Raw genomic sequence first — 18,951 nt, 5'->3', positions numbered from 1 at the left:
GACGCTTGCCGCGCGATGGAATTTCAAACAAGATTTCAAACGGTAAAGTGTCTTGAGACACGTTCGTTACTGACGTACAGCGACATCAAACGGGATGGAAGGGTTTCGATGGCAGGTGCAGGCAAGCCCAATGTGGTCGTCACGCGGTGGTGGTGGGTCCGTCACGCGCCGGTGCGCAATGACGGGGGCAACATCTACGGACAGTCCGACATCGCCTGCGACACCAGCGACACCTATGTGTTCAATGCTGTTGCCAAGGTGCTGCCACGTACGGCCGTATGGTATTCGAGCAACCTGATGCGCACGCACCAGACCGCGGAGGCGATCTGGGCGGCCGGCTTCCCGAGGCCTGCATCGATGACATGGGAAGCGGATCTCGCGGAGCAGAACCTCGGCCGCTGGCAGGGCATGAACCGCGCCCAATTCATCGCCAGCCGCCCCGTCGGATCGAGCTGGTTCGCGGACATCAACGAGCCTGCGCCTGGCGGCGAAAGCTTCATGGACCTCTACAACCGTACGCGCCGCACCATCGAGCGGATTAATGTCGAGGCGGCCGGACAGGACATCGTCGCAGTCGCGCATGGCGGCACCATCAAGGCGGCGCTGGGCCTCGCGCTCGATGGCCAGCCGGAGCGCGGGTTGTCGTTCGACATCGACAATTGCTCGGTGACGCGGCTGGACTATTTTGCGAGCCCCGATCGCACGGTGTGGCGGCTGCCGATGGTGAATCAGCAGCCGTGGATCGCCGATCCCGCGCACGCGGCGATGCATCAGCCGGCGGGACCGGAAGTCAAGAAGCTGGCCTGAAGAGTTTGTCATTCCGGGATGGTCTGAAGGACCAGACCCGGAATCTCGAGATTCCGGGTTCGGTCCTGCGAACCGCCCCGGAATGACATCCAAAGTGAAAATTAGAATTTGGGAGAGACACATGACCTTATTCGACATGAAGGGGAAAGTCGCCGTCATCACGGGATCGACGCGCGGCATCGGGCTCGCGATCGCCGAGCGCATGGCCGAGCACGGCGCCAAGGTGGTGATCTCCTCGCGCAAGGCCGACGTCTGCGAGCAGGTGGCGAAGGGCATCAACGACAGGTTCGGCAAGGGCACCGCGGTCGCGATCGCCGCCAACATCTCGTCGAAGGAGAATCTGCAAAACCTCGTCGACGAGAGCAACCGTGCCTTCGGCAAGATCGACGTGCTGGTCTGCAATGCGGCTTCGAATCCGTATTACGGCCCGCTCGCAGGCATCTCCGACGATCAGTTCAGGAAGATCCTCGACAACAACATCGTCGCCAACAATTGGCTGATCTCGATGGTGGTGCCGCAGATGATCGAGCGCAAGGATGGCTCCATCATCATCGTCTCCTCGATCGGCGGCCTCAAGGGCTCGACCATCCTCGGTGCTTACGCCATTTCGAAAGCCGCCGACATGCAGCTCGCGCGCAACCTCGCCTGTGAATACGGCCCGCACAACATCCGCGTGAACTGCATCGCGCCGGGCCTGATCAAGACCGATTTTGCAAAGGCGCTGTGGGACAATCCGGAGAACCTGAAGGCCTCCACCTCGCGCTCGCCGCTGCTGCGCATCGGCATCCCCGACGAGATCGCGGGCGCAGCGGTGTTCCTGGGCTCGAAGGCCGGCGACTTCATGACCGGCCAGACCATGGTGATCGATGGCGGCGCGACGATCAGTTGATGGCTTCGTGTCCCGGACGCGGTGCAGCGCGTAACGCTGCTCCGCAGAGCCGGGGCCCAGAAAGCCGAGAACGAGATCGCGAATGCATGGGCCCCAGCTCTGCGCAGCAACGCCATAGCGCGTCGAAGACGCGCGTAAACGCGCTTGGGGCGTTGCAGCGCGTCCGGGGCACGAGACCTCAGTCCATCGCCGCGTACACCAGATCCCGCACCAGTGTCCGCGTGTAGTCGCGCTGGCCGGGGCCCTGGCTCATGAACACCGCGAACAGATCCTCCTTCGGATCGATCCAGAAGAACGTGCCGGCAATGCCGCTCCAGAAATACTGGCCGACGCTGCCGGGGAAGGGCGCGATGCCGGCCTCCTTGCGCACGGCGAAGCCGAGGCCGAAGCCGTGGCCGGGCGACAGCAGCGTGCAGTTGATGGCGACGCTTGGGGCGAGGTGATCGGATGCCATCAGCTCCAGCGTCTTGCGGCCGATGATCCTGTTGCCGTCGAGCGTGCCGCCGTTGCGCAGCATCAGGCAGAAGCGGGCATAGTCCATCGTGGTCGAGACCAGGCCGCCGCCGCCGGACTCCATCACCGGCTGCTCGAGCATGTTGAACAGCGCGACCTTGTCGCCGGTCCAGGGATCGGCCGCGAACGGCTCGGCGAGCCGGCCGGCATTGGCCTCGCTAGTCGAGAAGCCGGTCTCGGCCATCTGGAGCGGCACGAGCACGCGCTCGGTGAGGAACGCGCCGAGCGACTTGCCGCTGACGACCTCGATGATGCGGCCGAGGATGTCGGTGGAGCGGCTGTAGTTGAACTCCGCGCCGGGCTGGCAGACCAGCGGGAAGCTCGCCACCAATGCTGCGTGCTCGGCGTTGCTGATCTTGCGGCTGCGGACGCGGGACTCCTGGTAGAGCTTGTGCACGGGGCCGTCGCCCTGGTGCTCGTAGGTGAGGCCCGAGGTGTGGCGGAGCAGGTCCTGTACGGTCATGGGCCGCGTCGGCGGCACCAGCTCCAACTTGCCGTGCTTGACGACGCCGACTTGCTGGCTCGCAAATTCCGGGATGAATTTTGCGACGGCGTCGTTGAGCAGGAGCCGGCCATCTTCGACCAGCGCCATGACGCCCACCGAAACGATCGGCTTGGTCATCGAAAAGATGCGGAAGATCGAATCGCGCGCCATCGGTGTGGCACCAAGCGGGCTCTGCTGGCCGAGCGCCTCGAACCAGCCGATTTGGCCTCGCCTCGCTACCAGCACGGTGACGCCGGGAACGGTTCCCTTGTCGATCTCGCGCTTGAACGCGTCCGACATGGCCTGGAGACGGGGACGCGACAGCCCGAGCGTCTCGGGGCGGGCTTCCGGCACAGGCGGGGTCTGGAGCGCGGTCGTGGCCTGTGGGGCGGCTGTGGCGGTCACTGTAGCGGTCATGGGCACTCCCGGTTGCTTTTCGTTATCGTCAACGGACTGTGGCCCAGAAGCCCCGGCACAAACAAGCGAAGCCGGCGCGGTTCACCCTTGCAAACCGGCCGTCCCCTGTGCTTGAAAGCGCCCCTGATCCGCGGTGACGTGGGTTCGTAGGAGTGTAGCTCAATTGGTAGAGCACCGGTCTCCAAAACCGGGGGTCGCAGGTTCGAGCCCTGCCACTCCTGCCAGTAAAATCAGTCACTTAGATTAGATGCTGGCGGGATAGGGACACGGCGTCCCACGTACGAACAGCCAAAATCCGGCCCAAATGTCCGCAGTCCCGCGCCGAGGTCAGCGAGGCGTCGCTTAACGTGCGGGGGTCCCTTCCCCGTCGAGCGGGAGCTGACTGAAATCGACGTTCCGGATGGGAACACGGCGCAGCAGCGAGACGATGGTTCCACCGAGCTCGAAATAGGTGCGCAGGCGCAGTGCGCGGGACGATCCCTTCAGCTCCGCATTCAGGCTCACGGGGACCTGGACGTAGGTGAGGCCGAGCTGGAGCAGCGAGATCAGCGCACAGATCTGATAGCCATAGCCGTCGGCCTTGACCGCGATCTGGCGCAGCCATTTCACGGGGTAGATGATCATGCTGTGGTAGTCGGACAGCCAGAAGCCGAACAGGCAGTTCAGGATGAACCGCAGCGAATGCGACTGGAGGGAGCGGTTGATGGAGCGGTCCGACTGGTTGTCACGGTAGGTGATGACGATGTCGGCGGCGCCCGCCGCCTTGAACATCCGGGCGATCCCTTCGTTTTGAAAGGCGTGATCGCCGGGGATGAGCGTGATGGCATCGAACTTCGCGCGCGACAGTGCGAATTCGAAGCCGGCACCGACACCCCGCCGTTCGGCGTTGTGATGCACGATGATGCGCGGCTCGCCGGCCGCGAACTCGTCCATGATTGCGCCGGTGGCGTCGGTGCTGCCGTCGTCGATCAGGAAGATCTCGAAATCATCAAGCAACTCGCGGGCGAGCGGCAGCACGCCGTCGATGGTGTCGGCGATCTTGTCCTGCTCGTTCAGTGCAGGGATGACGATCGTAAGCTTTTTTGCCGCCCTGGAAGGTGTCATCTTATGCCGCCGTTGCCGGCTACCCTTGACTGGTAGAACCCCGGGGCAACTCTAGGTCATCTGAGCCGGGCGAACAATGTGGCTGCCGGACATCGTCCACACAGCCGGACACGAAACCCGGGATCTGTGTGTTTCGCGCAACTAGTCGGAAAAATCGTAGAGACCGGTATCGCCTATGCCGAAGGCGCGACGCAGCCGTCCGATGCGGCCTGCCATGTTCCGGCCCTCCGCGGTCGCCCTGAAGTGCGAATCGACCGGTTCGACCAAGCCGCCATCGACCAAGTTCCCAATTCGTCCCCGGAACAGATCTGGAACCTGCCTTTCAGCGATCTCCAAAACCGGGGCCCTCCGGTCGGGCCGGTCGACGAGGCCGCGCAGGATGTCCAGAGAAACCGATTTATAGACTGCGCCAAAGGCGAAAACGTAAGCTATGACGCAAAATCCGAATATCGACGCGGCGTCCCAATACTGAAATTGCGGGAGGGCTAAAATTCCGAGCATCACGCCGAGACCATGAGCGACGACCGCGGCGATCGCGAGCAGGATCACGGGTCCGAGCGACCATGCGCGAGCGCGGGCCGCGAGCTGCAAGGCAGGCGCCAGCAGGGCGAAGGTGACGGCGGCGACGAGTCCGACAGCGAAGGACATTGTGCCGCTCACCCAAGGCCCGTCGACAGACGAACAAGCTTGACGAGATGTGCGACCGCTACCCCCTTGGCCGTCGGGGCCAGTCGGCCGTCTGCCGTCACCACCAGCCCCGAGCTGATCAGGAGTTTCAGGCGGTTGTGCGTGAAGGTGTCGAGATCGCCGCCCTGCATGTAGGCCGCAGCCCATTGGTCCAAGGTGAGGGGACGTCCGGACTTGACCAGTGCCGTGAGCAGCGTCAGCGTAAAACCCCAGGCCAGCAGGCTGAACAGGATGTAGCAGAACATCATCGCCGTCGCCAACAGGAGCAGACCGCCAAGCACGTCGTCGAGGTGGCGTCGACCTGGAAGCGCGATACAGGCGATCGCGAAGAGCACGACGACGCTGACGCAGGCCAGCCGGAAGCGGCGGCCTGATCCGCCGGTGGCGGCGATGCGCGCGTAACACAGCAACAGCAGTGGAAAGACGATGCTGAGACCAATCGCGGCGGCCTGCGCCGGGCCCGGTAGCATGTTCATTGCGTCAATCGCCCCGGACGCCTCTCAGGCCCAGCCAGAGCAAAAGTCTATAGGAGGTCGTATTTTTCCGGTCAAGAGAGCCCGGCGCTCCGCATGCCGCGATGCCTCTCCTTCATCCGAGAGTCTTGACCCTGATTTCCCTTTGAATGACGGCGGCCATCCGCTCGACAGCGCGAGCAAGGATGCCGCGGCTAAAGCGCGATCATGCTTTGCCACTAGCCCGTCCGCTTCCAGACCGTCTCTGCAAGTGAGATGTCGGTCACTGAATCCGTGCCGGAGGCCAAGGGTATTCTTCGCTCGACGATATCAGTGACGAAGGCGTCGGCTTGGCGCCGAAATGCCCAGCTCGCTTCTCCCGTCAGCCGCGTGCTTTGACCGTCGTGCTCGACAATGACCTCCGCCGCTTGTTCGGCGAAGGGCGGGGGCAATTTCAAGGTCACCGCACCGCGCTCGAAATCGATCGTGAGTCCCTCGCGCCAGGCACCTTCGGACCCGTTCACGAGATCCAGCGTGCAAGCGATGCCGTCGAAGTCGAGGGTCAGGCGCGCGGCTCCGGAGGTCTCGATCGAGCTGTCGGCGAGCGTCGGCGATGGTCCGAGCAGGTAGCGCGCCAGATTGATGATATGGCTGAAGACGTTCAGAAAATTGTCGTAGCCGGGGCGCATCGCGCGCGGCATCCAGTCGGGACCATCCTCCCAGAGTTCGAGCCCGTCCGGTCGTGCTTCGCCAGTCATCACGAAATTATCCTGCGCCCGGCCCGTGTCGCCGCCGAAGCACCAGCCTCGCGCGGCGACGATGCGCCCGAGCGACCGGTCCGCGCGAATACGCGCCAACTCGGCCAGCGCACGTGCCACGCCGGCATCGTGTCGTTTCATGTAGCCGATGCTATAGACGAGGTCCTGTCGCCGCGCCGCTTCGGCCAGCGACTCGGCTTGGGCCGTCGTGTAGGCCATCGGTTTTTCCGACAGCACGTGGCGGCCGTTGTTCAACGCGTCCAGGACGATCGGCCCGGTCGCGCGCCGCTTCGTCACGACGACCACGGCGGACACCTCGCTGTCCGCAAGCAGCTCCCGGTGCGTGCCGTAGACCCGCGAGATGCCGAACTTCTGCGCCGCGGCGGCAGCGAGATCCGGCCGGAGATCGGCGATTGCGACGACGCGGCAGGCGGGATTGGCAGCGAAATTGGCGAGGTGGCACATCTGGCCGACCATGCCCGTCCCGATGATGCCAATGCCTGGCTTCACTGGCTACGATCCCTTGGAGCGCTTTCGAATAACGAGGAAATGCGCCGGCTGTCCCCAGGTGTTGATGAACGCTGGATCTGTCTGGGTGAGGGCAGTGATCGCAGATGCATCCCGTCGCCCGATCGCGCCAAAGATGCGATGAAAACTGTCGAGCGTTGCCGTGATGGCTTCGATGTCGGCAACATCGTCGGCGAGAATGTCCGTCGTCCGGATCGTCTCGCGCAGAGAAGCAAGGTTCGCGACCACGCGCGGCAGGCTCGCGCCGAAGGGGTCGTCGATCAGCGCGTCGACGTCGAGAACCAGCGCCTCGATCGACGCCGCGATCGCCTCCACCTTATCCGCCTTGCCGACCAGGTAGAGCTTTCGTCCGCCAAGGAAGCTCAGGCGACTGCGGTCGAGATGGCGCGCCGTGCGCCGCAGCTTCTCGTCGCCGGGCAAGACTTTCTTGTGCCAATAGATGTCCAGGTTGTCGCGATAGGCCGGCCATGCCGAATGGACGTCGAAGCCTTGCTCATGCGCCGCCGTGCAGAGGGCTGCCGCATCGAGAAAATACCGGTACCGGACGAAGGGATTCTCGAGAACGTCCATCAGCCAGGATTCGAAGCTGCGGGTGTGCGGAATGCTGTTCCACTTGGGCTCGAACAGCAGCTTCGCCGTCTCCAGCGCGGGACGGTCTGTCAGATCCTTGCCGGCGGCGTGGATCGCCTTGAGCGCGAGCTCGAAGAAGCCGCCATGGCGCTCGTAATAGGACACGACGGCGTAACCGTCGGGGTTGAGCAGCCGGTGGAAGATGCCAAGCCAATTTTCGGTCGGCTGCACCGTATAGATGAATCCTTCGGCATCGATGATGTCGAACCCGCGATCACTGCGGAATCCCTCGACATCGGCCAGTGCGAGCTCGCGGAGACGTTCGGTCAGGCCAAAATGCGCGAAATAGGCCTGGATCTTCGGGTGTGCATGCCGGTTCGGCTCGGCCAGCGTCATATTTGCGCCCCAGCCAGCAAACACCAGGGCGTTCTCGCCGGAATCAGGACCGAATTCGAGCACCTCGGCATTGCGGAACAGCCGCGGCGGTAGCACCAGCTTGTCCGAGAACAGTTCGCGCCGCTGTCTGGCGTAGGCTTCGAGCTCGGCGGACGACTTGAAATTTCCGAACGTCGGCAGAACGTCCTGACGTTCGTAGTAGTTGAAGAGCTTTTCCTCAGCCATGCCGCGACCTTAGCGCCGCCTCGAGACGATCGAGCTCGCTCCAGATGTCGGAGGGTGCGAAGATCGAAACGATGTGCAGCGGCCGCTTCACGTTCTCGCGCAGCCGGCTACTGACCTTGACTTCGTTCTCCTGGTTCACGGCGAGAAGACAGACGAGCGGATCCGACTTGCCGGCGAGATCCTCCGGCGAGCGGATCGGAATGCCGGTGCCGGGCAGGAACAAGCCCTGGCGCTCTTTCTGGTCGTCGACCGAGAGGTCGACGAGATCGGCCAGCTCGTGGGCATTGGTGAAGGTGCAGGCGCGGCAGCCGGCGCCATAGATGGCGATCTCGGCACCGTTGGCCCGGGCCTTGGCGAGAATCGGACGAAGGCGCGCGCCATATTCCCGTGCGCGCTGACCGAATTTCTCGCCGACGCCGGACGGCGCAGGCGGCGGCGTCACGCGGCCCGCGGCTCGACGGGCTGCGACCGCGAGGCTGCCGCCGCTGAAATTGTACTTCTTCACGGAAACCGCCTCGAAGCCGTGGCGCGCCAGTAGAGCGAGCAGGGTCGGTTCGGTGAAATAGCTGACGTGCTCCTCCCAGAGGACGGAAAGATCGCCTGCCGTCGACCCCGGCGCGAAATCAGGCACGTCGATGAATAGCAGCCCATCGTCGCGCAGCGCGATCTTCACGCAGTCGAAGAAGTTCTCGAAATCGACGACGTGCTCCAGTACCTGACGCGAGACCACGAGATCGAACTTGCCAGCCTGGGCAACGGCGTCGTGACACAGCTCCGGGCTGATCATGTCGGAATAGACCTTGATGCCGCGCTCGCTGGCGATCTTGCCCGACACGGGGTTCGGCTCCACGCCCACCAAGACCTTCGCGCCGCGCTCGCGCAGCTTGTCCATGAACAGGCCATCGTTGCATCCGATCTCGAACACGGACTGGGGCGTTGAGAATTTCGCGATGGTATCGAGCTCGTCGACCTGGTGCGGCTCCGGCTTCCAGCTGCTGAAATTGTAGTTGAACTGGCGATACAGAATGTCGGGATCGATCGGCCTGACGATCTGAGGCAGGCCGCACTCGCCGCACGCCAGCGCCTCGAACGGATACCGCTCCTCCTGCTCGTTCCGACTGTGCCGAAGCCGATGTGCAATCGGCATCAGGCCGAGGTCGATCACCGGTCGCAGGTTGGTCGAATGGCAGAGGCGGCAATGATCGGTCACTGATTATTCTCGCATTTGGGCAGGTCTGACGAGGCGACCTTCAATGAAAACCGGCGCGGCCGGCAACGAGCCGGTCCCGGATACATCATATCCGGTTGCGCGGAGCATTCCTCCGGCCGATGCATTCTCGGCCAAAGCAGGTAGCAGCCGTCGATAGGTCTTGCAAGACGTGCCGCCGCCCATCAGTCGGAGGTGGATACGGCCAGCTAAGTGCGCTCTCAACGGCCGCGAGCACGGCCGAGGTCAATGCCGCCGCTCATAGAGTGTCAAATTACCCCTGGTCTCCACGGCCACGAAATCTCGCTTGACCCGTCTCATGACCTCTTGGACATGGTGGTACTCCGGCCTGCGCTCAACCATGCTATCATAAAACAGCCGGTCCGCCGGGTTCATCGAGCGATCCAGGAACCGCGCGTCAAAGGAAACCAAGAACGGCATGAAATAGGCCATTGGCGCCCGGTGGGCCTGCGCCAGATAGGCCCAATCCCTGAGGGCTATCACAAGGACCCTCTCGTCTGGCCTGGTTTTATCCCGGATGAACTTCGCATCAGCCTCGGTGATCTGGTCAAGGTCCTCCTGCCACGTGACTGGTGGATTCGAGACGAACGGCCACCTGAGAAGGCTGGGATAAGTCGCATACGATCTCAGCCCGTAGAGGTGTGGATTATTCTTGTCCTGCACGAACAGCAGCGCAAGAATGGTCGCCGCGGCTGCTATGGCGCCGGCGGCTTTCCGGAACGACGGTTGCCACCCGGCTGAAAACTGACGGATCCACCAGGCCGAGACGATCACCAGCGGCAACGCGTTCTGGTGCCAGACGGCGTCCAGCGTTCGGTTGACCCATTTGATCATCAGTGCCATGCCGATCATCGACAGCGTCAGCAGAAGTCCGGTCACGAACCGGTCATGCCAGGAATCGGAGGGCCGTGACAGCCGGATCGCGGCCCAGCCGACGGTGATGCATCCGACGATCTGGAGCGGCAGATTGTAGATGATGCCCCAGCCCAAGTCCCATTTGATGGGCGTGCTTCCCCACCCCGTCCCGTAGAGTACGAGCGGGCGGAAGCATTCGATCAGAAACTCCAGGGAGAAGGCTCTCGAGCCGAACAGCACCAGGCACATCAGGACTGCGGCACCGATCGACGTGACTGCGAACACGAGCGCATTCCGATAGTTCGGAAAGCCTCCGGCGATCGCGGCAACGAAGGTACCCGTCACAAGGAAGAACAGTCCGATCTCGGTCTGCCAGAGCAGCGAGATGGCGCACATGATGGCCGATACGATCAGCCATATGAGGCGCCCGGGAGCGGTGCAATGCAGACTGATCGCGAGTGCAAAGACGATCAAGAGAGGAAATCGCGTCGGGTAGGCAGACGGCGAGTAGAACTGGCCGGTTGTGGAGAAGGCCAGTACCGCGAGAGCGGTGATGATGGCGATCGCGGCAAGTTTCGACCGGATCAAGTAGCTCAGAAGAAAGTAGGCCTGCACGTACGTCGCGAGCGTGATCGCGATGTTCAATCCGACCGCTCGCATCGCCGCCGATTTCCAGCCATCTCCCATGATGAGATGAAAGAACCAGCCGAGCGCGGGGCCATAATGCGAATGGAAGTCCAGTCCCGGAACGAGACCGGGGGCATAGCCATAGAGCGCCGGGCCGATGAAGTAACTTACCTTATGCGCTTCGTCCCTCACGGCCGCCGTTACGGCTTCAAGATCGGAGGGGATCAGCAGCAGGGCAAGGAATACGATCACGAGCAGATCGGCCGCCCCCACGCTGAACGGGGTGTCGGTCGATGGTTTTGCGGGAGGAAAGTAATTGTTGGCGCCTCGATTGAGGCTGACGGTGATGGCTGCGGCCGCCAGCAAGGCGATCGCGATCCCGGTTCTGCCCGCATCGTTGGCGGCGTGGAGTGCGAGGTAGACGAGGCTCGCCGTGATGGCGCTCAGTGTGAGCGAGCCCGATGATCGATGCATCGCATACAATGCAGCTGCGGCCGCAATCGGCCCGGACAGGAAGAACGAGCCGTAGAACGCCTTCTTGCAGAAGTCGCAATTCCTATCTGCCAAGGCCATATCGAAGCCTTCGACGAAATTCGATTGAAACGACGGAAGGTGACTTTTCAACAGCAGCAGCAGCACGTAGGCGACGGCGCATCCCAGCAGGGCGGCCACGACGGCTCTGGCAGCGATCGAGTATTCCCTTGTGTATTGCACTAGGAGGTCTCGAGGCTTGCTACGATCGAAGTCGGGGAGCAGGCTGCGTCGAACACAGCGGAAAATCTAACTCTCTCTGAAATCACGTCCAGTCCCCAATTGCCTCAACTTCCCCTTGCGCCGCGCTTCTACCACCGCAGCGTTCCTTGAACAATCCCGCGAAGCCCGTGGTTGTTTCCGCCATGGCATGTTCGCGTCTGGAATGATGGGCGCTGGAACTCTCCATGGCTGACGGCATGCTTGTTCTTTTTGGACCAAAAGTCCGGTACGCGCGTGCCGGCTCGATCATGGTGAAGCGCGGTCTAGCGACCTCCAGAGGCGGCACTTTCACATGCGGGAGCGGGGAGAGCCAGTAACCAGGCCGACGCACGGACGCCGGACCGGTTGCAAGGTGGCCGATACTCGGCTCTCGCCAAAGGCGCGGGCTCTCCGTCCTTCAGCTGCATCAGTTCACCGCGGCCTTCCGTGGCCGAGAGGTTGTTTCCGAGGACCGCTGTCAGCAACGCGACGAAGCCAATGTCGTCGGGCCGCGGAAGTCCCGGTGCGGCGCGATAACGCCAGGTCTCGCGGCGGGGCGGACAAGGAAAGGTCTCGAGATAGGAGACCGGGCAGTTGCCGTTCACGACGAAATGAGGATCGGTGAAATCCCCGCAATAATCAGTATAGACGAACGACCGCTCGCGATTTTCGTCGCGCAAGATCATCTGCGCCACGTTCATATCATTGGCGCCAAGGCATCGTGAGCGGAACGAGAACACGTGCGAATTCTCGACCTGGAGCTTCACCACCTTTGGCTCGGGATCCGCGAGCAAAGCTGCTCGAACTTGCCGCAGCATGTCGCTACTGAATAACCCGTCGTAGAGCAACCATTTGGAATCGTGAGCCAACGAGAATGCGCAGATCGCGATCAAGCCCCCCGCGACCCCAGCGCGTACGCGCAATCCCGGAATTGCCTGTACAACAGTCGCCATCAGGATCAAGACGCCAAACTGCGAGGGAAAGAGCAGCCTCGACTCGCCCCGCGTCACGTCGCCATAAATTCCGGTAAGTGCGTAGGGCAGCGCGCCAATGAGGGCGATCGCGGCTCCCAACATCAGCAGCACAAATGTCGCATTCCTGGTCGAGCGGCTGTTCAGTACCCAGGGGGTCCATAATGCGGTCGAAGAGAACAGAGCACACACGGTGATCGCGGCCAATGTCAGTACCGCGGAAACGGGACGCCCCAGCAGCGCGAACCCGTGAGAGTAGGCGTAGCTCAGGCCGCGCGGGAAAGCCATGAGATGAGCATACAGCGCATTGCCTATGATCGTGAAATCGTTCGCGAAACTATATTGTCCGGCGTAGTGACCGCTCTTCCCCAGAATTGTCAGTCGCAGAACGATCATGGCTGCAACAGCCAGCCAGAACGGCACAAGACGCGTGAGCTTCTGCCTCCAATGTTCGGAGCTAGACCACGCAAGCACGACGCGGAGCGGTTCGAGAGCGATCAGAGTCTCGAGCGACAACGAGAAAAGCAGACTAAATGGCGCGGCCCATCGAAGCGCGCGGACCTTCGAATAGGACAGCTCATAAGACAGCAGATAGAAGAGCAGGAAGAAATCATAGACCGCATTTTGAGTCAGGCGAATTGCATAGAACGCGCTGAGCAAGAACAGGGCGGTAACAAGTGCCGCGATCATTCTTGTTAGAGCTGACCGCGATAGGACGGAATAGAGCAATACGCCGTTCACAAGATGGCAAGCGAGTCCAGCGAAGCGTGCGGCGACGTCGGGAGTATCGTTCAGGAGCCAGACGAACAGCGTCATGGGAATCGTGAAGCCGGCGTGTGCCGACTCCCACAGCACGCGGGCAACGCCGGCTGAGCCTTCGGTCCAATAGATGTAATAGACGGTCCAGTCGTCGCCGAAGACCTCACGCGCGAGCAGCGCTGGCGCGCTTGCAATGGCAGCAAGAGCGAGGCCCGCGTAGACAAATCCGATGCCCGGTCGGGATCGCCGTCGGAGAGCCGCGGCTTCTGTCGCCGTCATGCAGAATTTATCGGAATTGGCAGACTCGTCCATCGTCCCCAGGCCTTGTCTCAGCCGCCCCGATGTTCTGCAGCGAGCGCACTGATCTTTGTAACGTAGTCCTGGACCGCGGCAGCGTCGCTGCCATCGGGTGCCCAGTCGGGAAATGCGGTGCGGGACGGATCGAACGGGCCGGCGGTGGTTTCGTGAAACACCAGCCACTCCGAGGTGATCAGGATCGAATGGAAGACCTTCTCGGGCATCCGGTAATAGCAGAGGGCGCCTTGGCCGTAGGGTGCCATCTCGAGCACGTCGCGAATTCGGCCGTCGTCCTCGAAGATCACGACCTGCGCAGTACCCTCGATCAGGTGAAACGATTCAGGTTTGCCAAAGTGCTTGTGGGGCCGCACATAGGCCTCGCGATGATGCACGATCAGCATCTCGTGCAGGCCAGTGGAGGGATCGGGATGCGTGCACAGCCGACTGCGCAGACGTGGGTTGCCGGCGGCGATACGCTTCAGCTCCGCGATCGTGGCGTCGTCCGCCGTCACGATGGCGTCGTCCGAATAGAACACCTCCGCATTTTGCGCGCGCAACGAGGTCGGCCGGCGCCGGCCTGCTTCATTCGAAGAAAATGAACCCATGGTCGCCCCGGTATCCGCATTTGTCGTAGATCCAGGCCCATGTTTCCGGACCGTGGAAGCTCAGGCAGGTGAGCTGCCAGTAAAGCAGATTGGCCTTCTCGCGCTCGTTGCGGAAGGACTCGACCATCAGATATTTCGAGGCGCCGCGTCCGACGCGCTCGATCTCGGGCACCGCGCGGAACACGTCCTCGAGCGGAAGATTGTGCAGCACGCCGAGCGACACCACGAGATCGAAGCTGTGATCGGGATAGGGGAGCTCGACGGCGCTGCCGACAGTCAACAGCGGCCGCACCTCTTCCTTGGCATTGGCGATGCCGTAGTCGGAGATGTCGATGCCGGCTATTCTGAGGTCGGGGACGAGCTGGGTGAACTCGTAGAGCAGGTAGCCCTTGCCGCAGCCGACGTCGAGAACGCTCATGCCGGGCTTGATGCCGTAGCGATCGATGAGGGTCTGGGCCAGCGGCCGCCACCGACCGTCATAGCGATAGCCGCCATAGCCGTAGCGCCGGTCGCCATCCCAGTAGTCGCGTCCCCATTGCCGCGCGACGGTGGCGGATTCCGCCTTGTCATGCTCGACCACGCGCTGGACGTAGTTCCGCCTTGTCGATGCGTGCATCGGCTGGAGCAGGTTGATCGCGGTCATAGGGGCCAACCGATCCGCGGCATCGTCAAAGGATCGTCGCGAACTTATTGACGAGCAGAATGTCCTCGACGGCCTGGATGTCTTTCTGCGACGAGAGCGTGATCTCCTCGACTGCTGCGTGGAGGTCGCAGCCCTCGCGCAGCACGCGGTCATAGATCTGCCGCCGCCGTGCCTCGTCGGGCGGCAGCATGAAAATGCTGTAGAGAATCAGACCACGCAGCCGCGGCAGCTCGTCCAGGATGTCCTCCAGCACCATGTAGCTGCCGGGCATGGTGTGCTCGGCGGCGCTCAACAGATAGTGCAGGTTCTTGCGCCGCGCATAGTCGCGGATCACGATGTTCTGGACGTGCTGCGGGGTGCGGCTGCCGTTCAGCGGCCTGGCGCCGATATAGCCGCGATGGCCGGTTCTCTCAGCCATGGAAGCCTCCCGGCAGCTTGTATTGCATGCCGACCCGGGTTGCGGGGCGCAGCAGGATCGGCTCGAAGAACTCGCCGAAGCGCTTGTCCGCGTAGGGCGACATGATGCTCTTGAAGCGGCAGTTCATGCTCCAGCGCGTGCCGGCTTCCTCGTTGACGCGATTGCCGTGCATCAGGGTCTGGTTGAACAGCATCACGTGACCGTAGGGAATCTCGATGAAGATAGCGTGCGGCTTGATGGTCTTGTACAGCTCTTCGGCGCTGCGTAAGGCCGCCATGCGGTCCTGCATCTCGCCGTTGAGGGACGGCGGCAGCAGATACATCGATTTGGTGCGGCGGACATCGACCAGCGGCACCCACACCACGACCTCGAACGGCGAGTCGCCCGACCAGACGTCGGAGTGAGTTGCGAGCAGCGAGGAGCTGTCTCCGGGGAGCTGGATGCTGAGATTGACGCGGCGCTGCATGCAGAGCTCGTTGCCGACGATGGTCTCGATCGTCGAGCGCGCCAGGCGGAAATAGGTCGGGCGGAACCAGGGCTCGGCGTTGAGGCCGTTGAAGACGTGCAGCCGCAGGCCGTTGAGATCATCCACGGTCACCCGCGTGTGGATCGTGTCCAGCATCGCGTAGGGATCGTTGCTGTGCGGCAGCTTCAGATAGTCCGCCGCGAGCTCGGCAGCACGACGCTGGATCCGGTCGAGCCCGGTCCGATCGTCGGCCGGGGTGGTGACGAAGCCATCGTCGATGAAGCGCTGCGCCAGCGCCTGCTCGTCAGCGTGCAGGAAGTCCGTGTCCGTCATGCAAAATACTCCCGGGCGGTCGCGCAAATATAGCTGATGTCGGCGACCGACAGGAACTGGTTGATGGGAAGCGTGAGGATCTGGTCCGCCTGCCGTTCCGTCACCGGGAACGCGCCGCGACCATGACCCAGATGCGCCGCTGCCGGCTGCAGGTGGATCGGGACCGGATAGTGGATCGCGGTCTCGATGCCTTTGTCGGCAAGATATTTCTGGAAATCGTTGCGACGGTCGGTCTGCACGACGAAGGTGTGGAACGTGTTGAACTCGATGTTGCGGCAGGGCGGAATGAACAGGGGCAGGCCGGCGAGCTCGGCACGATATTGGGCGGCGTTGCGCCGCCGGCGTTCGATCACCGAAGGCAGGTGGCGCAGCCGAATGCGCAGCACCTCGGCCTGAAGCGTGTCGAGCCGGGACACGATCCCCCATTCCTGGACGTCGCTGCGGTTGATGAGGCCGTGATTGCGCAGCCGGCGGACTCGCGCGGCGAGATCGGCGTCGGCGGTGACGAGGAAACCGGCATCGCCCGCGGCGTTGAGATTCTTCAAGGGGTGGGCGGAGAAGCAGCCGAACGTGCCGATGGTGCCACTCATCCGGCCGTCATAGGTCGAGCCGATCGCCTGGGCGCTGTCCTCGATCACGGCGAGCGCGTGCTTGTTCGCGATCGCCATCAGCGGGGTCATGTCGGCCATGCGCCCGGTCAGATGCACCGGCATGATTGCCTTGGTGCGCGACGTGACGGCAGCCTCGACCGCGGCAGGATCGATGTTCTGGTCCGGCAGCACGTCCGCAAACACCGGCGTGGCGCCGACCGCGATGATCGCGGCGGTCGATGCCACGAACGAATTCGGCGGGGTGATGACCTCGTCGCCGGGGCCGATGTTGAGCGCCCGCATGGCGAGGATCAGCGCGTCGGTGCCGGAATTCAGCGTCACGACATGCGGCGAGCCTAGATAGGCGGACAATTCCTCCTCGAGCTTTGCAACCGCCGCCCCGCCGATGAAATCGCCGCGCTGGAACACGCCCTCCACCGCCTGCATGATCTCGCCGCGCTCTTCCTCGAATTGCGCGGGAAGATTGACGTAACCGATGCGCCGGCGGGCGGTGTCAGCGTCCATGGCAGAACTTCCGGACGGTCTCGATGACGCGGTCCTGCTGGGCGCGCGTCAGATGCTGGTCCACCGGGAAGCTGATGACTTCCTTCGCGTGGCGGTCGGTGACCGGGAAGGTGCCGGGCGCGTAGCCGAGATGCTTGAGGCCTTCTTGCTGATACAGCGGGATCGGATAGTGGATCTTGGCCTCGATGCCGTTGTCCAGGCAGTATTTGTAGAGCTCGTCGCGTCGTTCGGCGAACACCATGTAGAGATGGTAGACGTGCTTCACGTTGGGCCGGCGCGGCGGGATGCGCAGGCCGGGCAGGCCGGCAAGCCCCGCATCGTAATAGGCCGCATTTTCGATTCTGCGGCGCGTGATCTCGCTGGTCTGACCGATCAGCCAGTTGCCGACCACGGCCTGTAGGGAATCGAGCCGCGAGTTGCAGCCGAGGATCGAGATCTCGTCGCGGTTCTTCATGCCGTGGTTGCGGATCAGCCGGAGCTTCTCGTTCATGCCGTCGTCATTGGTGACGACGACGCCGGCATCGCCCCAGACGTTGAGGTTCTTGAGCGGATGCAGGGAGAAGCCGGCGGCGATGCCGTGGGTGCCGGAGCGCTTTCCCGCGAACTCCGACAGGATGCCCTGGCAGGCATCCTCGACCACGGGGATGTTGTGGCGCTGGGCGATCGCCATCAGCTTGCCCATGTCGGTGACCTCGCCGGTCAGCTGGACCGGCATGATCGCCTTGGTTTTCTTGGTGATCGCGGCTTCGACGTAGTCGACATTCATGCAGAAGGAATCGTCGCAATCGACCAGCACGGGCGTCGCGCCGGTCTCCGCGATCGCGCCGACCGTGGCGATGAACGTGTTGGCCGCGGTGATGACCTCGTCGCCATGGCCGATGCCGAGCGCCTTGAGCGGCAGCTTGAGCGCGTCGGTGCCCGATCCAACGCCGATGGCGTGACGCACGCCGATCAGCTCGGCAAAGCGCTTCTCGAATTCGGCGACGGGCTTGCCAAGGGTGAAGTCACCGGTCGCCACCAGCCGGCCGATCTCGGCCAGGATCGGAGCGGGGTCGGCGAATTGCTCGAGCAGATAGGAATATCGAACGTCGTACATGTGACCCGTCAGGTGGAATGAAGTTGAGGAGAGGAGGTGTGCGAGGCGGCGAGCGCATGCTCGATCGAGGTCGCGATGGCGCCAGCGGAAAGGCCATGCTTCTTCAACAGCGAGTCCTGCGAGCCGTAATTGTGCATGAAGCGGTCCGGCAGCGACAGACGCAGCATCGCAGGGAGGCCGAAGCCGAGCTTGTCGATCAACGCCTCTGCGACCGCGCTGCCGAGTCCGCCGGAGGGCACGTGCTCCTCCAGCGTCGCCACGAGCCTGGTGCCGCGGACCGCCTGCAGCAGCGCCGCGGTGTCGAGCGGTTTCACGGTGTGCATGTGCAGGATGCCGGCGCGAATGCCTTGCGCGGCCAGCAGGTCGGCCGCAGCGAGGGCGCGCTGGAGCATGATGCCGGTGGTCACCATGAGGACGTCGCCGGGCGGCCGCATCAGGATGGCTTTGCCGATCTCAAAGCCGTGCTCGGCCTTGGAGACGATGGCATCGCCGCCCTTGCCGAGTCGGATGTAGATCGGACCTTTCCAGTCGGGCGTCTGCTCCATCATGCGCGCCGCCTCATCGGCGTCGCACGGGCAGATCACCGTCATGTTCGGCAGCGCCCGCATGATGGCGATGTCCTCGATCGCCTGGTGAGTGGGCCCGAGCGGCGCGTAGACGAGTCCGCCGCCATTGGCGATCAGCCGCACCGGCAGATTGTGCAGGCAGAGGTCGACGGCTACCTGTTCGTAGCAGCGCCGGGTGAGAAAGGTCGCGATGGTGTTGACGTAGGGCACGAAGCCCTCCATCGCGAGACCGGCCGACATGCCGATGATGTGCGCTTCCGAGATACCCTCGATCAGATGGCGCTTGGGAAACTCCTTGCTCATCGCGCGCAAGGTGCCCGCGCCGGGATCGGAGCCGATGTAAAGCACACGCTCGTCGCGCGCGGCGAGCTTGTGGACCATGTTCATGGCGGTGTTGCGCATGGGGAGCC

The 18,951-nt window shown here is 63.0% G+C and carries 18 protein-coding genes and 1 tRNA gene; 3 read left to right on the top strand and 16 right to left on the bottom strand.

Annotated features, from left to right (window positions below; genetic code table 11):
* Positions 1–108: 108 nt before the first annotated feature.
* On the top strand, positions 109–807 hold the full coding sequence (locus ABIG06_RS35540) for a histidine phosphatase family protein (RefSeq protein ID WP_370140337.1): 699 nt from the start codon (positions 109–111) through the stop codon (positions 805–807).
* 121 nt (positions 808–928) lie between these two features.
* A complete protein-coding gene (locus ABIG06_RS35535) occupies positions 929–1,696 on the top strand; it encodes an SDR family NAD(P)-dependent oxidoreductase (protein ID WP_370140336.1) in 768 nt (255 codons plus the stop codon).
* Between the two features lie 178 nt (positions 1,697–1,874).
* On the opposite strand, the gene ABIG06_RS35530 is transcribed toward ABIG06_RS35535, so the two are convergent.
* Positions 1,875–3,110: a serine hydrolase domain-containing protein gene (locus ABIG06_RS35530; protein ID WP_370140335.1), complete on the bottom strand. Its 1,236-nt coding sequence runs from the start codon at positions 3,108–3,110 to the stop codon at positions 1,875–1,877.
* Between the two features lie 148 nt (positions 3,111–3,258).
* On the opposite strand from ABIG06_RS35530, the gene ABIG06_RS35525 reads away from it, so the two are divergent.
* A tRNA-Trp gene (locus ABIG06_RS35525) sits at positions 3,259–3,334 on the top strand.
* Between the two features lie 118 nt (positions 3,335–3,452).
* Here the strand turns inward: ABIG06_RS35525 and ABIG06_RS35520 are convergent.
* The 15 genes from ABIG06_RS35520 to ABIG06_RS35450 all read right to left on the bottom strand — a co-directional run bounded on the left by ABIG06_RS35520 (position 3,453) and on the right by ABIG06_RS35450 (position 18,943).
* Positions 3,453–4,214, bottom strand: a complete 762-nt coding sequence (locus ABIG06_RS35520; protein WP_370140334.1) for a glycosyltransferase family 2 protein — start codon at positions 4,212–4,214, stop codon at positions 3,453–3,455.
* Positions 4,215–4,355: 141 nt separating this feature from the next.
* On the bottom strand, positions 4,356–4,862 hold the full coding sequence (locus ABIG06_RS35515) for a hypothetical protein (protein WP_370140333.1): 507 nt from the start codon (positions 4,860–4,862) through the stop codon (positions 4,356–4,358).
* A gap of 8 nt (positions 4,863–4,870) precedes the next feature.
* Positions 4,871–5,377, bottom strand: coding sequence for a hypothetical protein (locus tag ABIG06_RS35510; RefSeq protein ID WP_370140332.1), 507 nt, complete (start codon positions 5,375–5,377; stop codon positions 4,871–4,873).
* A gap of 215 nt (positions 5,378–5,592) precedes the next feature.
* Entirely contained in the window at positions 5,593–6,621 is a 1,029-nt protein-coding gene (locus ABIG06_RS35505; RefSeq protein WP_370140331.1) for a Gfo/Idh/MocA family oxidoreductase, read from the bottom strand.
* Between the two features lie 3 nt (positions 6,622–6,624).
* A complete protein-coding gene (locus tag ABIG06_RS35500; protein WP_370140330.1) occupies positions 6,625–7,830 on the bottom strand; it encodes a class I SAM-dependent methyltransferase in 1,206 nt (401 codons plus the stop codon).
* Positions 7,823–9,040, bottom strand: a complete 1,218-nt coding sequence (locus tag ABIG06_RS35495) for a class I SAM-dependent methyltransferase (protein ID WP_370140329.1) — start codon at positions 9,038–9,040, stop codon at positions 7,823–7,825. The genes ABIG06_RS35500 and ABIG06_RS35495 overlap by 8 nt, the downstream gene beginning before the upstream one ends.
* 243 nt (positions 9,041–9,283) lie before the next feature.
* Positions 9,284–11,212, bottom strand: coding sequence for a hypothetical protein (locus ABIG06_RS35490; RefSeq protein ID WP_370140328.1), 1,929 nt, complete (start codon positions 11,210–11,212; stop codon positions 9,284–9,286).
* 344 nt (positions 11,213–11,556) lie between these two features.
* Positions 11,557–13,314, bottom strand: coding sequence for a hypothetical protein (locus tag ABIG06_RS35485; protein WP_370140327.1), 1,758 nt, complete (start codon positions 13,312–13,314; stop codon positions 11,557–11,559).
* 17 nt (positions 13,315–13,331) lie between these two features.
* A complete protein-coding gene (locus ABIG06_RS35480; RefSeq protein WP_370140326.1) occupies positions 13,332–13,856 on the bottom strand; it encodes a WbuC family cupin fold metalloprotein in 525 nt (174 codons plus the stop codon).
* A gap of 25 nt (positions 13,857–13,881) precedes the next feature.
* A complete protein-coding gene (locus ABIG06_RS35475) occupies positions 13,882–14,547 on the bottom strand; it encodes a class I SAM-dependent methyltransferase (RefSeq protein ID WP_370140325.1) in 666 nt (221 codons plus the stop codon).
* Positions 14,548–14,572: 25 nt separating this feature from the next.
* On the bottom strand, positions 14,573–14,965 hold the full coding sequence (locus ABIG06_RS35470; protein ID WP_124157659.1) for an LIC12192 family sporadic carbohydrate cluster protein: 393 nt from the start codon (positions 14,963–14,965) through the stop codon (positions 14,573–14,575).
* The gene (locus ABIG06_RS35465) at positions 14,958–15,764 is read right to left on the bottom strand and encodes a sporadic carbohydrate cluster 2OG-Fe(II) oxygenase (RefSeq protein WP_370140324.1); all 807 of its coding nucleotides are present in this window, start codon (positions 15,762–15,764) and stop codon (positions 14,958–14,960) included. The genes ABIG06_RS35470 and ABIG06_RS35465 overlap by 8 nt, the downstream gene beginning before the upstream one ends.
* Positions 15,761–16,879, bottom strand: a complete 1,119-nt coding sequence (locus ABIG06_RS35460) for a DegT/DnrJ/EryC1/StrS family aminotransferase (protein ID WP_370140323.1) — start codon at positions 16,877–16,879, stop codon at positions 15,761–15,763. Before ABIG06_RS35460 ends, ABIG06_RS35465 begins: the two co-directional genes overlap by 4 nt.
* Entirely contained in the window at positions 16,869–17,975 is a 1,107-nt protein-coding gene (locus ABIG06_RS35455) for a DegT/DnrJ/EryC1/StrS family aminotransferase (protein WP_370140322.1), read from the bottom strand. The genes ABIG06_RS35460 and ABIG06_RS35455 overlap by 11 nt, the downstream gene beginning before the upstream one ends.
* An 8-nt stretch (positions 17,976–17,983) precedes the next feature.
* Positions 17,984–18,943 carry a transketolase family protein gene (locus tag ABIG06_RS35450; RefSeq protein ID WP_370140321.1) on the bottom strand — a complete coding sequence of 320 codons (960 nt, stop codon included), beginning with the start codon at positions 18,941–18,943 and terminating at the stop codon, positions 17,984–17,986.
* Positions 18,944–18,951 lie beyond the last annotated feature (8 nt).

Source organism: Bradyrhizobium sp. USDA 326, assembly GCF_049739485.1.
GTDB lineage: Bacteria > Pseudomonadota > Alphaproteobacteria > Rhizobiales > Xanthobacteraceae > Bradyrhizobium.
The sequence above is the reverse complement of the archived record's forward strand: the minus strand, read 5'-3'. Positions and strand labels throughout refer to the sequence as shown.

Excerpts from the sequence above, each read along its gene's own strand:
- ABIG06_RS35540 (WP_370140337.1), top strand. The coding sequence starts at position 109 with ATGGCAGGTGCAGGCAAGCCCAATGTGGTCGTCACGCGGTGGTGGTGG.
- ABIG06_RS35535 (WP_370140336.1), top strand. The coding sequence starts at position 929 with ATGACCTTATTCGACATGAAGGGGAAAGTCGCCGTCATCACGGGATCG.
- ABIG06_RS35530 (WP_370140335.1), bottom strand. The coding sequence starts at position 3,110 with ATGACCGCTACAGTGACCGCCACAGCCGCCCCACAGGCCACGACCGCG.
- ABIG06_RS35520 (WP_370140334.1), bottom strand. The coding sequence starts at position 4,214 with ATGACACCTTCCAGGGCGGCAAAAAAGCTTACGATCGTCATCCCTGCA.
- ABIG06_RS35515 (WP_370140333.1), bottom strand. The coding sequence starts at position 4,862 with ATGTCCTTCGCTGTCGGACTCGTCGCCGCCGTCACCTTCGCCCTGCTG.
- ABIG06_RS35510 (WP_370140332.1), bottom strand. The coding sequence starts at position 5,377 with ATGAACATGCTACCGGGCCCGGCGCAGGCCGCCGCGATTGGTCTCAGC.
- ABIG06_RS35500 (WP_370140330.1), bottom strand. The coding sequence starts at position 7,830 with ATGGCTGAGGAAAAGCTCTTCAACTACTACGAACGTCAGGACGTTCTG.
- ABIG06_RS35485 (WP_370140327.1), bottom strand. The coding sequence starts at position 13,314 with ATGGACGAGTCTGCCAATTCCGATAAATTCTGCATGACGGCGACAGAA.
- ABIG06_RS35475 (WP_370140325.1), bottom strand. The coding sequence starts at position 14,547 with ATGACCGCGATCAACCTGCTCCAGCCGATGCACGCATCGACAAGGCGG.
- ABIG06_RS35470 (WP_124157659.1), bottom strand. The coding sequence starts at position 14,965 with ATGGCTGAGAGAACCGGCCATCGCGGCTATATCGGCGCCAGGCCGCTG.
- ABIG06_RS35465 (WP_370140324.1), bottom strand. The coding sequence starts at position 15,764 with ATGACGGACACGGACTTCCTGCACGCTGACGAGCAGGCGCTGGCGCAG.
- ABIG06_RS35460 (WP_370140323.1), bottom strand. The coding sequence starts at position 16,879 with ATGGACGCTGACACCGCCCGCCGGCGCATCGGTTACGTCAATCTTCCC.
- ABIG06_RS35455 (WP_370140322.1), bottom strand. The coding sequence starts at position 17,975 with ATGTACGACGTTCGATATTCCTATCTGCTCGAGCAATTCGCCGACCCC.
- ABIG06_RS35450 (WP_370140321.1), bottom strand. The coding sequence starts at position 18,943 with ATGCGCAACACCGCCATGAACATGGTCCACAAGCTCGCCGCGCGCGAC.